Source organism: Pseudanabaenaceae cyanobacterium SKYG29 (assembly GCA_025055675.1).
Taxonomy (GTDB): Bacteria; Cyanobacteriota; Cyanobacteriia; order Pseudanabaenales; family Pseudanabaenaceae; genus M5B4.
In genome coordinates, this window is the sequence record JANWWT010000007.1 from 70784 (window position 1) to 84702 (window position 13919).

Sequence of the window (13919 nt, forward strand, 5' to 3'; positions counted from 1 at the left end):
CAGAATCTAAATCTATAGAAGAAAATCTATGTAAAGAAAGAAAAACAAACCCTAGGTTATTTATCGACTTTTGTTAAGTTTCTGTAACACTTATACACCCAAAAAGGTTTCGACTATACCTTGGGGTTCTAGGACTAATAGGGGTTTGTCCTGGAGGTAGTAACCTTGAATAAATCTACTGGGAATCGGGTCAACTATTTGCGCCGTCAGGGGCAATAAATCGGTATTGTTCAAGGTAGCAATACCTTCAACTTGTTCTACGACCATCCCCAAATATTGTCCCTCTAGGGGCATGAGCAAACACAGACAGTTTTCCCGAAAATTGCTCCCTATACCTGTCAACAGTTCCTGTAAATCTACTAACCAAGCCAGATTCCCCCGCCAGTTGTAAATACCTAGTACATATTTCTCTAGCCCAGGCATGAGGGTAACTTGGGCAAGATTGATGCTAAAGATTTCCTGCAGATTTGCTAGGGGAAACAAAAATTCATACCCCCCCAAGGGGAACTGTAAGAAACGGGTTTGCTCGGTGAAGACAGGAATGGCACGATCGTTGAATAAATCTGCCGTGATTTCCCTGGTAAACACATCTAAAGTTGCTAACTCCATAATTAGTTCTCCCTTTCTCTCTGTAGAAGTTCTAGCATCGATCGGATGTACTCATCTTGTTCATCCAGACGTTGTAACATTTCGTTAAAGCGGGCATCGCTCCTTTCTCGCTCCTGGCGCATCTCTTCCCTGGTTGTTTGCAGCTCCTGGAGCATTTGATCAAATCTCAGGTCATGTTCCGCTAGGCGCTGAAATACTGCCTTGAACCTCCGATCGTTCTCTTCCAGCCGCCGAAATACTTCCTCGAATTTGCTGTCGAAGTTTTGCACGATCTCACGGAGGGTCTGCAGATTAAAGCCACTTAAAAACTGGTCGATCAGGACTTTCAGCTGTCCTTCCTGGGCATCGAGGCGTTCGTGGAGGCGTTGCATCTCAGCGTTATGGCGCTCTTGCTGGTCGACCACCCTCTGCAGGATTTCTGTGAGTAGAGTTATGTTAGTGTTCATAGTGGCTTGGGTTTGGATAAGTTGGTTAATCAAGACTTCGTGGTTGTTGAGCCTTGCATGGATGGGGTCGAGGGGGCTGCTGGTCATGGGACCTTAGATGTTGAGGGCTTGTTTGACCGTGGTAATTAGCAATTCTGGTTCAACAGGCTTGGTGAGATAGGAGTTTGCTCCTCCCATGCGTCCCCAGGTTTTGTCTACTTCTGTGTTCTTGGTAGAGCAAATAACAACGGGGATGTTGGCGGTAGCGGGGTCATTCTTGATGCGACGGCAAAATTCGAACCCACTCTTGCCAGGGAGTATAACATCCAGCACAATAGCATCGGGACGATCGGTAGCTATAATTGCTTCCGCTTCTTCACTGGAACCAACAGCCCGCACTGTAAAACCAGCATTAGTAAGATAGAGACTGATCTGCTCCCGCTCTGTCAGACTATCTTCCACCACTAGGATTTTGCGCATATAGTTAACACAAACCATGACAAACTCTAGTCTAGCATCAACTGTTATGCTTGCTATGCCCCTTGCTAAACAAGTGCAAAAATTCCGCAAATCAGTAGGCGCAAAACAGAACAACTCCCCCTACAATCAAGTGTATTATCAGTAGCAAAAATGAGTTCTATGTACGACCCCCTCTCCCTGGAAGCTAAATGGCAGGCTCAATGGCAAACAAACGGTATTTACGCTACCCCGGAGGAGGATAGCCGTCCTAAGTTCTATGCCTTGTCTATGTTTCCCTATCCCTCCGGCAGCTTGCATATGGGGCACGTGCGTAACTACACCATCACTGACGTAATTGCTCGCTGGTATCGCATGTCTGGCTACCGGGTGCTACACCCCATGGGTTGGGATGCTTTTGGTCTGCCCGCGGAAAATGCTGCCATCGATCGGGGGATTCACCCCCGCACTTGGACGTTACAGAATATTGCCCAGATGCGGGAGCAGTTGCAACAGATGGGTCTCTCCTATGACTGGGAGCGGGAGGTAACAACTTGTCTGCCGGACTACTACCGCTGGACGCAGTGGCTGTTTCTGCAATTGTTTGACATGGGTTTGGCTTACCAGAAGGAAGCAACGGTAAATTGGGACCCTGTGGATCAGACGGTACTAGCCAATGAACAGGTGGATAATGAGGGGCGCTCATGGCGATCGGGGGCATTGGTAGAGAAACGTAAGTTGCGCCAGTGGTTTTTGAAGATTACGGACTACGCGGAGAGATTGTTACAGGATTTGGACAGACTCCCCCATTGGCCTGAAAAAGTTAAGGCGATGCAAATTAACTGGATTGGTAAATCAGTGGGAGCAGAGCTGCATTTTCCTGTGGTGGGGAAAGAAGTTAAGATCACGGTCTTTACTACTCGCCCTGATACTGTGTTTGGTGTGAGTTATGTTGTTTTAGCGCCTGAACATCCTCTCGTCATGGAGTTGACGACCCCCGATCGGTTACCAGCAGTCACAGAATTTATTAAACGGGTACAGCAAGAGTCAGAAACGGAACGGACAGCAGCGGACCGACCTAAACAAGGGATTCCTATCGGTGCTTATGCTATTAATCCTTTCACAGGCAAAGAGATTCCCATTTGGATTGCTGACTATGTTTTGTATGAGTATGGTACGGGGGCAGTGATGGGAGTGCCAGCCCATGATGAACGGGATTTTGCTTTTGCTAAGCAGTATACTTTGCCTGTGGTGAAGGTGATTGTGCCGCCTACGGGGGAAGAGATTACCGATCGGGCTTATACAGAACCTGGTGTACTAATTAATTCAGGGGAATTTACAGGACAGACCTCTTTAGCAGCAAAAGACTTGATTGTGGCTAAGGCAGAGAAGGAAGGATGGGGAAAACAACGTGTACAGTATCGATTGCGGGATTGGTTGATTTCACGGCAACGGTATTGGGGTTGTCCGATTCCTGTTATTCATTGTCCGGACTGCGGGGTTGTCCCTGTACCAGAAGACCAGTTGCCGGTTTTGTTGCCAGAGAATGTGGAGTTTACAGGACGTGGACCTTCTCCGTTAGCTAAGTTGGAAGAGTGGGTAAAGGTAGATTGTCCGCGCTGTGGCAAACCCGCCAGACGTGAAACAGATACAATGGACACATTTATTGATTCTTCTTGGTATTTCTTTCGTTATAGTGACCCCAAAAATACAGAAAGACCTTTCGACATTGAAAAGATAAGAGAGTGGCTACCGGTAGATCAATATGTGGGTGGCATTGAGCACGCTATTTTGCACCTGCTCTACTCCCGCTTTTTCACCAAGGCTCTCTATGACAGGGGGCTAGTTACCTGCGAAGAACCTTTCGATCGTTTATTGACCCAGGGTATGGTGCAGGGCTTGACCTACAAAAATCCTGTAACTGGTAAGTTTATCCCGCCGCATTTGATTGCTGACTTGAATAATCCCACTGACCCTGACACGGGCGAAAAGTTGGTGACTGTATATGAGAAAATGTCCAAGTCCAAATACAATGGTGTGAATCCGGGGGATGTGATTGCCAAGTATGGAGCAGATACTGTGAGAATGTTTACGCTGTTCAAAGCGCCGCCCGAGAAAGATTTGGAGTGGGATGATGCTGATGTAGAAGGTCAGTTCCGTTTTCTCAATCGTGTATGGCGACTGGTAACAGAGTTTGACCCCCACCAAGTAGAGGATGGAACCGATAAGAAACTGCGCCGATCGATTCACAAAGCAATCCAAGCGATCAAGGAGGACTTCCAAGAGGGGTATCAATTTAACACGGCTATTTCCGAGTTGATGATTCTCAGTAATGCTCTCCAGGATGCGGAAAACAAACGCTCTCTTACCTATAAAGAAGGCATAGAAACTCTACTACTGTTGCTAGCTCCTTTTGCGCCCCACATTGCCGAAGAACTCTGGCATCGGTTAGGACACGATCGGTCTATTCATCTGGAGCGCTTACCAGAAGTTGATCCTTCTGCTTTAGAGGTGGAAGAAATTACGCTGGTGATTCAAATCAATGGCAAAGTGAAGGGGAGTATTCTTGTACCTGCCAAAGATGCCCAGGATAAGGCGTTGTTGGAAGCCTATGCCCGCAACTCGGAAGCAGCCCAGCGCTACTTGGAGGGTAAGGCAGTGAAAAAAGTGATTGCCGTGCCTGGTAGATTAGTCAACTTTGTGGTCTAAGCTGACTTACGCAGGATGAGATTGGCATCACCAAAGGAGTAAAAGCGATAACCTTGCTCCAGGGCAATCTGATAGGTATGGAGGAGAAATTCTCTTCCCCCTTCTCCCAAAAAAGAAGCCACTAACATCAACAAAGTTGAGCGGGGGAGGTGAAAGTTAGTAATCAGTCCATCTAGGACTTGCCACTGATAACCCGGATAGATCATTAAATCAGTCTTACCGACAAAGGGTTTGCCCTTGGTGCTTTCCAATGCTCTTGCTACGGTTGTACCTACACCAATCACTCTCTTGCCTGCCGCCTTCGTCCTTTGGATTTTGTCTGCCACTGCTTCTGTCACCTGTAACCATTCTTCGTGCATTTTGTGTTGGGTAATGTCTGTCACTTCTACAGGACGAAACGTGCCCACACCCACATGAAGTGTCAACCAAGCTAGTTCTATGCCTTTCTCTTGTAATTCAGATAACAACCGATCGGTAAAATGCAGCCCTGCGGTGGGGGCAGCTACAGCTCCTGGTGTTTTGGCATAGACGGTCTGATATTGGTCAGGACTGGTCTTGCTCTCGGTGATGTAGGGGGGAAGAGGCACTGTGCCAAATTGAGATAAAAGTTCTATCACAGTTTGGTGGGGGGGATGATGAAACTGTATGATCCGCCCCCTTGTTTTCTCTTCTCTGGTAATCACCTCTCCCCAAAACTCCTCATTGAAAAAGATGATTGTCCCTACTGGTACACGGCGACCAGGTTTAACTAGAGCTAACCACCGATCGGTCTCTATCTCCTCTAACAGCAAAACTTCTACTTTTGTTCCTGTTTGCTTATAGCCATACAGACGGGCGGGAATTACTTTGGTGTCATTGAATACTAGCAGATCACCAGGTTGTAGGAATTGGGGTAGGTCAAAGAAATAGTGGTGAGAGATTTGCCGATCGGGAGTGATGACCATGAGACGGGAGTGGTCCCTAGGCACAGCAGGCATTTGGGCGATCGCGCTCTCAGGTAAGACGTAGTCATAGTTAGAGAGAAGATGATCAGGATTAGTCATATCTTTTGAGTAGGACAGTAAAAGCACCAGCACCAATATAACTCTGGGGCATGAGACGATAACAGGGAATCGGTGTCAAATGGGACTGATACTCTGCCAAATGGTGTACCACCTGGGCTTGGAAGTGAGGGAATCGTTGCAAAAACCAAGCTACATTCTCTTCGTTCTCTTCTGGCGAATAGGTACAGGTCATGTAGGCTAGATACCCCCCTTTTTGCACAATTTTGGCAGCATTAGCCAGGATACGGCGCTGTCTCTGGGCATTGCGGGTGATCATAGTAGGATGAAAACAACCTTCGTTTTTCTGCTGCTTGGCTAACAGAGACTGACCAGTACAGGGAGCATCCACAATCACTACTTCTCCCTGCTCAGCATACTTGCTCGCCACAAACTCTACGTCCGATTGTAACACATAGTAGTTGCTGATGCGACAACGTTTGAGATTAGCTGCCAAGACCCACGATCGTTTAGCAATTACTTCATTGACATAGAGCATCTGGGGTTGCCACAAGCGCCAGGCAAAAATTGCTTTTCCCCCAGGAGCAGCACAGAGATCAAAGACAACTTCTACTTTCTCAGGAATCGCCATCAACACGCTAGCTGCAAAGATGGAAGACAGGTCTAAACAGTAGTAATATCCCTGGTCATGTAGTTGATGCTTACCGGGTCTGCTGTCAACAGGTAACCGATCGGTAAAAGATGGCTGCCAAGGAAAGGGAGTAAGACAGGGGAAAGGTTTGGGTTGATAGTCATGACACCATAAAATAGAAGGGTGGAGGGGTTGGGGTTCTGTCAAAGCTTGAATAAAAGACAGTTGTTTATCTTCCTCTGTATAAAGTTGCCGACTGAGTTTGACTAGCAGACTAGAGACCATAGGCTAACGATCGTGTAACCCCGTCCTTGCCAAAACCAGAACAGCACCTATTCTATAACCAGCTTGAGTGAGAGTTGCAGTTGCTTCCCTAATGGTAGCACCACTAGTGTAAATGTCATCTAGTAAGAGAATTGATTGTTTTGTCTTGTTTGGGCAAGCAGTGAAAGCTCCCTTTAGATTCTCTTTACGCTCTTCTGCGCTCTTTGTTTGCATTTGGGGCTTAGTGTTTTTAATCCGTTGTAGTAACCTAGGACGACAGGGCATACCCGTTACATCACAAAATCCCCGGACCAACAGCTCTGCCTGATTGAATCCGCGCTGCTTCAGCTTTTCTGGGTGCAAGGGTATGGGTACTACCGCCATCTTGGTCAGTTTCTGTGTTTCTTTCTCCTTGCCCCATCTTAAACCCATCTGCTGCCCCAGAAATGTGGCAATACGGGGTTGGTTATTGTATTTGCAGGTAGCGATTGCTCGTTTTAAGGCATCATCGTATATTCCCCAGCAAAAGAGAGGTTGCGGTAGATTCATTTCCCAAAATTTTTCTGCTTGGCAAGCCATCAGGGCACGACTGCAATAGACACAAACATAATCAGGGGTAGAACGCCCACAAATAGGACACCGCCGCTGTAAAAACAAGTCCAGGAACCGATCGATGACCATCTCTAATTCAAGCTAACATACCCTTCCTCTGTAAAAATTTGCTGCCCCTCCTTTGTCCGTAAGAGTTTTGCATAGGCTGTGCCAGCTTCTAACGATCGTTTGTCATTTTTTTTGAAGGCAACCACCATGAAACTAGTGACAGGATAGTCGGCATTAATAAGAGCAGCGATATTAGCTTTGCGGGGACAGTCATCATTATTCAAAACAGGGGATACCAATTTACCAGAACTAAGACCAATAGGAATAATTTTTACCTCACAGGCTTTACTCATAAGCCCCAAAGAAGCCCAAAAAATAGAGCCTGCTCTCTGCTTTAGCATATCTATTCCCTCTTCTGCTGTTTTCACTCTAGTGACAGATAAAGGCAGCGAATGACTTCTAATTCCATGACCCAAAATTGACTTTGCTCCTCCGTCCAACACACTGGGACGCACGATCGGTTTAATTTCTAAATCATTGCCCCCCACTTCCCGCCAATTTTTAATCTTGCCCAAGTAGATATTCTGTATCTGTTCCAAGGTCAAACCAGGAATGTTGACAGAAGGATGGACAGCTACTGCCAATCCCCCAATCGCTACCTTTTCCTGGTGCAATTCAATACCCCTCGCTTTAGCCTTGTCCCAGACCTCTTGCTCTAGAGGGCGAGAAATCAAAGCAAAATCAATCTCCCCATCTAATAGCATTTCGATCGCTTTGCCGCTGCTGGGTTGACCATCGATCGGTTTGACAAAAGCAAAAATCAACTCTGGATGAGTAGTCTTTAACTCTTTCTCTAGGCGTTCCCGCACGGGTTGCCAACTTGCACCACTGCTAAAGCGAAACGACCCCTTAGTCACACTGCGACAGGAGCGCAACTCTCTGCAAGCATTGGCTCTGACATTAACCGCAACAAAAAGACCACCCACCACACTAAGAAGAATAGCAACAGCAAGGGCACCCATACCCAAGGATTTGACAGACGGAAAAGACAACTTTCTCTTCTCTGACACTTCCGTGGGGGGATGGGGAGCTATATCCAGAGTACTGACTTCCAAAGCTTGTAGCACCTCTTCAGCTGTAGCAAATCTCTGACGGTAATCTCTTTTCACCATCTTTTCCAAGATGGCAACTAGATTGGGGCTGATTAAATTCATATCCACACACATCTGCCATTGCACTTCCCCTTGGCTGTCTTCTCCGAAATGACTGGGGGGAACACCTGTCAAAGCCTGAATTGCTACCATCCCCACAGCATAAATATCACTGGCAAATTTAGGTTTGCCCTGGGCTTGCTCAGCAGGGATGTAACCAGAAGTCCCGATCGCTACTGAGACATTGCTTTTATCATCTGTATCCTGCATGACCTGTTTGACAGCGCCAAAGTCAATTAGCACCAACTTCCGATCGCTGTGGCGGCGCATGATATTTTCTGGTTTGATGTCGCGGTGAATCACCCCTCGCTTGTGCAAGACTACCAAAATAGACAGAATGTTTTGCAAAAAGTCTATCACTTGGGGTTCATCCCAGGGCTTGTTTGGCTCTAACTCCTCACTTAAGGGGCGACCGTCAATGAATTCTTGTACCAGATAGAATTGCTCATCCTCTTCAAAATAGGCATAAAGGCGAGGGACTTGGTCAAGGTCTCCCAGTTTTTCTAAGGTTTCTGCTTCTGTGGCAAAGAGTCGACGGGCAACTGCTAGAAATTCAGGATTGTTACTGCGAGGGCGGAGATGTTTGACTACACAAGGAGGGTTACCCGGTCGTTTAGTATCTTCTGCTAGATAGGTGTGACCAAAACCGCCCTTACCCAGTAGTTTCTTGATGCGATAGCGCCCATCCAGCAGTCGTCCGATCATAGCTCTTGCCCCGACTCCTAGTCCCATTATGCCAGACCAGTCAGGGCAAAAGTTAGGTTTTAGGGTTCAATCTGGCTGAGGACTTCCCGCATCGCTGCCAAAGTAGCTTCTACGTCTGCTTCAGTGTGGGCAAGGGAGGTAAAACCAGCCTCAAACTGGGAAGGTGCCAAATAGACCCCCCGCTCCAGCATCCCGCGGTGGAATTTGCTAAATTTCGCTAGATTGCTGGTCTTAGCATCACTGTAGTTGTGCACAGGACGATCGGTAAAAAACAAGCCAAACATAGCGCTTAAATGACCACCAGTGGCAGCGTGTCCCGTCTCTTTCGCTACTTGCAGCATTCCCTGACTAAGTTTAGCTGTGATGTTCTCCAGATATTCATAGGTGCCGGGGCGTTGCAAAATTTCCAAGGTTTTGATGCCAGCTGTCATTGCCAGAGGGTTGCCAGAGAGAGTCCCCGCCTGATACACACTGCCTGCCGGAGCTACCATCGCCATAATTTCCCTTCTGCCCCCATAGGCACCCACGGGCAGACCACCACCAATGATTTTGCCTAGACAGGTTAGGTCCGGCATAATGCCAAACTTAGCCTGGGCACCACCATAGGCAATCCTAAAACCTGTCATCACTTCATCAAACACCAATAACGCCCCGTACTCCTGGGTAACCGCCCGCAAGCCCTCTAAAAAGCCCGGCTGGGGCATAATAAAACCAGCATTGCCCACCACCGGCTCCAAAATTACCCCCGCGATCGTGTCTGGATTAGCCTCAAACAGGGCTTTCACTGCCTCTAGGTCGTTGTAGGGAGCCGTCAAAGTATTGGCAGTCACAGACTTGGGCACACCGGGGGAATCAGGTAAGCCCAGGGTAGCCACACCCGACCCCGCCTGCACCAGGAACATATCACCGTGCCCATGGTAGCAACCCTCAAATTTGATCACCTTGTCCCGTCCCGTAAACGCCCGCATCAAGCGCAATACAGACATACAGGCTTCCGTACCAGAGTTGACAAAGCGCACCATCTCAATGGAAGGGACTGCCTCGATCACCATCTCTGCCAACTGATTTTCCAATACCGAAGGAGCGCCAAAACTTGTGCCCTTGGTGGCAGCTTTTTGAATTGCCTCGATCACCTCCGGGTGGGCATGCCCCACGATCGCTGGCCCCCAGGTGCCTATATAGTCGATGTAGCGGTTGCCATCAATGTCGTAGGCGTAGGCTCCTTCTACCCGATCGAACACTACAGGTTCACCCCCGACGGATTTGAACGCCCGCACTGGGGAACTGACTCCCCCCGGCATGAGTTCCTTTGCCCGCTTGAATACTGCTTGAGAACGGGAAGTATTAAAAGTGCTTGCTACCATGTTTTTATTATCTGTCGCTATCATCAACTTCCATATTATGGCTCAATAGAGACCCACTGTCGGGTCAATTTCTCGCGCATAGGCATCAATGCCGCCAGCAATGTTTTTGACTTGCCTAAACCCTAAGTTAACAAGCACTGCACATACCTGCGCCGATCGGATACCGTGATGACAAAGTACCAGGGTTTCCTTATCAGGGTTAAGAGTCTGGCAAATTGTGCCATACCACTGGGGAAACTGACTGAGGGGCAAATTGAGAAAGCCGGGAATTCTTGCCAGTTCTAACTCTTCTGGTTCTCGCACATCCACTAGTTGTAGCTGGGAGGTATCCTGTTGCAACCTCTGGGCTAGCTCCTGGACAGTCACAGTGGCAAAATTCGGTAATATCATCGTCAATTCATAGTCTACTAGCACTAACCAATGAGCATACACCAAAACACCTGCTAGTCTTTTAACTAGCTGAGACAGATAATCCGCTACAATATAGCTATCAGATGGTATAACCAACTATGCTATCAAGCCAAAACAATGACATCATCAACAACCAAGTAGCAATCATTAACTGGCTACAAAGACAGGCTGCCCAGGGCAATAGCTCTTTACAACAGACAAAAGACCTGGTGCGAGTGATCAAACAGGCGATCGATTGCTATCAAATCTTACTGACCATTGGGGAGAGAAAACAAACAGGTTCAGCGATGCCCGATCGGCCTGCCGCCTCAGAGGAAGTCAAACTCCCTGCAGAAGATACTCCCTTTTACTCCCTAGAGGAGGCTTACAATGATGCAGTAGCCCAGGGTTGTTTGATCTCTCAGGGTGTTTTTCGCAAACGTCTGTCGGAAGGTGGAACGCTTTACGGATGGCGCAAAGACCCTACTCGCGGTAACCGCCCCAGTTACTACAAAATTTAGACCATTTCTTCCTCGAGGGGGTACAATCTAGCCCAGTCATAAGGGAAAGCTATGTTACAGCCAAACCATCGTGCCTGGGTGGAAATTGATCTGAATGCTGTCACCAGTAATGTCAAGAAACTGAAGCAATTGTTGCGCCCAGAGACAGGGTTTATGGCAGTAGTAAAAGCAGATGCCTATGGGCATGGGGCAGTGGCAGTGGCTAAAGCCGCTATTGCTGGGGGGGCGAGTTGGTTAGGGGTAGCCACGATCGAGGAAGGAATAGAACTGCGGCAACAGGGTATCACGGTGCCAATTTTAGTCCTGGGGGCGACAACGACAAGGCAAGAAGCCTACGCTCTGCTGGAATACCGTTTGCAACCCACGGTTAGTAACTTAGCGGAAGCCCAGCTCTGTCAGGGGGTAGCCCAAACCCTTGGTCTATGTCTGCCTGTCCATGTCAAGATCGACACGGGTATGTCCCGGCTGGGTGTGCTATGGCACAGGGGAGCTGAATTTATTGAGGCGGTGCAAAAGTTTTCCTGCTTAGATGTAGTCGGCTTATATTCCCATCTGGCAACGGCGGATGAACCAGATACCAGTTTCGTGGCAGTACAACACGATCGGTTCCGTGCGCTTCTTTCCTGTTTTGCTATTCCCTATGGGCATTTGTGTAATACGGCGGGCTTATTACTCGATCGGGCTTTGCACTACAACCTAGTTAGGGTAGGTCTGGGCATCTATGGCTATGTACCTGCGCCCCATTTTCAGCACTTGGTGGAATTGCAACCAGCTATGACGGTCAAAGCGAGAATCAGTCACATCAAAACCCTGCCCCCTGGTACGGGAGTAAGCTATGGTCATCACTTTTACACGACGAGGGAAACGCGCTTGGGGGTAGTGACCATCGGCTATGCAGACGGACTGAGCAGGGGGTTATCCAATCGCGTGCAGTTTCAATACCAGGACAAATCAGTGGCTCAAATTGGTATGATCACTATGGACCAATGTATGGTAGACTTAACTGACTTGCCCCAAGTCCAGGTAGGCGACACTCTAACGGTGATGGCAAATGCAATGGACTGGGCAAGTAAACTGCACACCATTCCCTGGGAGATTCTCTGCAGTTTCAAACAGCGGCTGCCCCGCCTAATCTGTGACCGCAACAAAAATTTTTAGCATTACGTCTCTACAATGGGAAGTAACCAAGGACAGAGCTATGGCAGGACATTTACTATTGGTAGATGACGAACCCGGACTGCGGGAGGCGGTGAGTGCCTACTTGGAAGATAGTGGCTTTACCGTGAAGGTAGCGGCTAATGGCAAGGAAGCCTGGCAGAGTATCGAAACCGATCGCCCTGACCTGGTTATTTCCGATATTATGATGCCCCAAGTAAATGGCTATGAGTTTTTGCAGAAAATCCGATCGGATGAACGGTTTCTCAATCTCCCTGTCATCTTCTTAACGGCGCGGGGGATGACTAGTGACCGCATCAAAGGTTATCAAAGCGGAGTCGATGCTTATATCGCTAAACCCTTCGATCCAGAGGAATTAGTAGCAATTGTCCAAAACATACTCAAACGCAAACAGATGCAGTCCAGCACACCCGAAATTCAAAATTTGGCAGGACAATTAGCAGAAATCCGTGCTTTGCTCAAACATCAGCAAACGGAAGAGGAAAAGCAAGAACCAGATGTAGAAATTAACTTCACGCCGCGGGAAGAGGACATCTTAGAATTGGTGGTAGATGGGCTGATGAACAAAGAGATTGCCAAACGTTTGGGCACAACAGTGCGCAATGTGGAAAAGTATGTCAGCCGTTTGTTTGCCAAAACGGGGACTGGCAGCCGTACGGAACTGGTTCGCTACGCCCTGCAACATCATCTAGTACCTATCAAAAAGAAGTCCTGAGTGCCTGTACCTGCTCAATGACCAATTGGGCAACCCGATCGATTTCCACCGCCGTATTGAACCGACTGATCCCAAAGCGTAGGGAAGCTGCTGCCAACTGGGGGGAACGCCCGATCGCTGTTAGGACATGGGAAGGTTGAGGGGAACTAGAACTACAGGCAGAGCCAGAAGATAGAGCGACTGACTGTCTTAGGGCAGCGAGGAGAGTATCGCCTCTGATACCACCGAAGGAGACGTTGAGATTACCCGCCAAACGGTTTTCCCAGTGCCCATTAAGGTAAATATCAGGCAAAGCTTGCAGTTGTGACCACAGACGCTCCCGCAGTTGGCGGATATACTGCTGTTCCTGGGTTTGCTGCTCTACTGCCAAGGTCAGAGCCTTTGCCATACCCACAATCTGGGGGGGGTAGAGAGTACCCGATCGCAGTCCCCCTTCCTGTCCGCCCCCGTGTAATTGGGGAGCAATTTGTACTTTGGGATTTTGCCGCACATATAAACCGCCGATGCCCTTGGGTCCGTGACACTTATGGGCAGTGAAAGACAACAAATCAATTCCCAGCGCCTCCACGTCCAGGGGAACTTTGCCCACTGCCTGGGCTGCATCTGTATGGAAGAGAACACCCCGTGCTTTGCAGATACGACCGATCGCCCCTAAATCCTGGAGTACACCAATTTCATTGTTTGCCGCCATCACCGAAACTAAAACCGTATCCCCTCTGATAGCTTTGGCAACATCCTCTGGGTCAATTAAGCCCTCCCCATCTACCGGCAAATAGGTGACTGTAAACCCTAAACTTTCCAGGTAGCGCAGGGGATCGAGCACTGCCCGATGTTCCGTCTGCACTGTGATAAAGTGTTTGCCCCGATCGTAATAGGCTTCCGCCACACCTTTGATAGCTAAATTATTGGACTCCGTTGCCCCACTGGTAAAAATGATCTCCTCTGGTGCTGCCCCCAAAAGGCTGGCGATGTCCGCCCGTGCCTGCTCAACCGCTGCCGCTGCCTCCCACCCGTAGAGATGGGTTTTACTGCTGGGATTGCCAAAACACTCACCAAAGTAAGGGAGCATTGCTGCCAATACCCTGGAGTCAAGGGGCGTAGTGCTGTGGTTGTCCAGGTAAATGGGGCGTGCCAACATAATC

General features: G+C 48.5%; 14 protein-coding genes. 4 read left to right on the forward strand and 10 right to left on the reverse strand.

The genetic code is table 11. The features are described 5' to 3' along the window. Positions 1–90 precede the first annotated feature (90 nt). From NZM01_11595 to NZM01_11605, 3 genes are read right to left on the reverse strand one after another with little or no spacing between them, the layout of a single operon-like run. Positions 91–609: a chemotaxis protein CheW gene (locus NZM01_11595; protein ID MCS6960676.1), complete on the reverse strand. Its 519-nt coding sequence runs from the start codon at positions 607–609 to the stop codon at positions 91–93. Positions 610–611: 2 nt separating this feature from the next. Continuing rightward, the gene (locus NZM01_11600) at positions 612–1142 is read right to left on the reverse strand and encodes a hypothetical protein (GenBank protein ID MCS6960677.1); all 531 of its coding nucleotides are present in this window, start codon (positions 1140–1142) and stop codon (positions 612–614) included. A gap of 6 nt (positions 1143–1148) precedes the next feature. Further along, positions 1149–1514, reverse strand: a complete 366-nt coding sequence (locus tag NZM01_11605) for a response regulator (protein ID MCS6960678.1) — start codon at positions 1512–1514, stop codon at positions 1149–1151. 150 nt (positions 1515–1664) lie between these two features. Here NZM01_11605 and leuS point away from each other — a divergent pair, with 150 nt between their 5' ends. Beyond that, entirely contained in the window at positions 1665–4199 is a 2535-nt protein-coding gene (gene leuS, locus NZM01_11610; GenBank protein ID MCS6960679.1) for a leucine--tRNA ligase, read from the forward strand. On the opposite strand, the gene queA is transcribed toward leuS, so the two are convergent. The 6 genes from queA to NZM01_11640 are packed head-to-tail and all read right to left on the reverse strand — an operon-like array spanning position 4196 to position 10407. Further along, positions 4196–5242 carry a tRNA preQ1(34) S-adenosylmethionine ribosyltransferase-isomerase QueA gene (queA, locus tag NZM01_11615; protein MCS6960680.1) on the reverse strand — a complete coding sequence of 349 codons (1047 nt, stop codon included), beginning with the start codon at positions 5240–5242 and terminating at the stop codon, positions 4196–4198. The genes leuS and queA overlap by 4 nt on opposite strands. Next, a complete protein-coding gene (locus NZM01_11620; protein ID MCS6960681.1) occupies positions 5235–6116 on the reverse strand; it encodes an RsmB/NOP family class I SAM-dependent RNA methyltransferase in 882 nt (293 codons plus the stop codon). Before NZM01_11620 ends, queA begins: the two co-directional genes overlap by 8 nt. A gap of 3 nt (positions 6117–6119) precedes the next feature. Further along, complete coding sequence (locus NZM01_11625; GenBank protein ID MCS6960682.1) at positions 6120–6776, reverse strand: ComF family protein; 657 nt, start codon at positions 6774–6776, stop codon at positions 6120–6122. 2 nt (positions 6777–6778) lie between these two features. Continuing rightward, complete coding sequence (locus NZM01_11630) at positions 6779–8611, reverse strand: serine/threonine-protein kinase (GenBank protein ID MCS6960683.1); 1833 nt, start codon at positions 8609–8611, stop codon at positions 6779–6781. Positions 8612–8670: 59 nt separating this feature from the next. After that, on the reverse strand, positions 8671–9975 hold the full coding sequence (gene hemL, locus NZM01_11635; GenBank protein MCS6960684.1) for a glutamate-1-semialdehyde 2,1-aminomutase: 1305 nt from the start codon (positions 9973–9975) through the stop codon (positions 8671–8673). Between the two features lie 42 nt (positions 9976–10017). After that, positions 10018–10407 (reverse strand): rhodanese-like domain-containing protein, encoded by a 390-nt coding sequence (locus tag NZM01_11640; protein ID MCS6960685.1) that lies wholly within the window; start codon positions 10405–10407, stop codon positions 10018–10020. Between the two features lie 77 nt (positions 10408–10484). Between NZM01_11640 and NZM01_11645 the strand changes: the two genes are divergently transcribed. The 3 genes from NZM01_11645 to NZM01_11655 are packed head-to-tail and all read left to right on the forward strand — an operon-like array spanning position 10485 to position 12777. Next, a complete protein-coding gene (locus NZM01_11645) occupies positions 10485–10886 on the forward strand; it encodes a hypothetical protein (GenBank protein ID MCS6960686.1) in 402 nt (133 codons plus the stop codon). A 51-nt stretch (positions 10887–10937) separates the two neighbouring features. Next, complete coding sequence (gene alr, locus NZM01_11650; GenBank protein MCS6960687.1) at positions 10938–12044, forward strand: alanine racemase; 1107 nt, start codon at positions 10938–10940, stop codon at positions 12042–12044. A 40-nt stretch (positions 12045–12084) separates the two neighbouring features. After that, entirely contained in the window at positions 12085–12777 is a 693-nt protein-coding gene (locus NZM01_11655; protein MCS6960688.1) for a response regulator transcription factor, read from the forward strand. Here the strand turns inward: NZM01_11655 and NZM01_11660 are convergent. Next, positions 12761–13915, reverse strand: a complete 1155-nt coding sequence (locus NZM01_11660) for a cysteine desulfurase (protein MCS6960689.1) — start codon at positions 13913–13915, stop codon at positions 12761–12763. The genes NZM01_11655 and NZM01_11660 overlap by 17 nt on opposite strands. Positions 13916–13919: the final 4 nt, after the last annotated feature.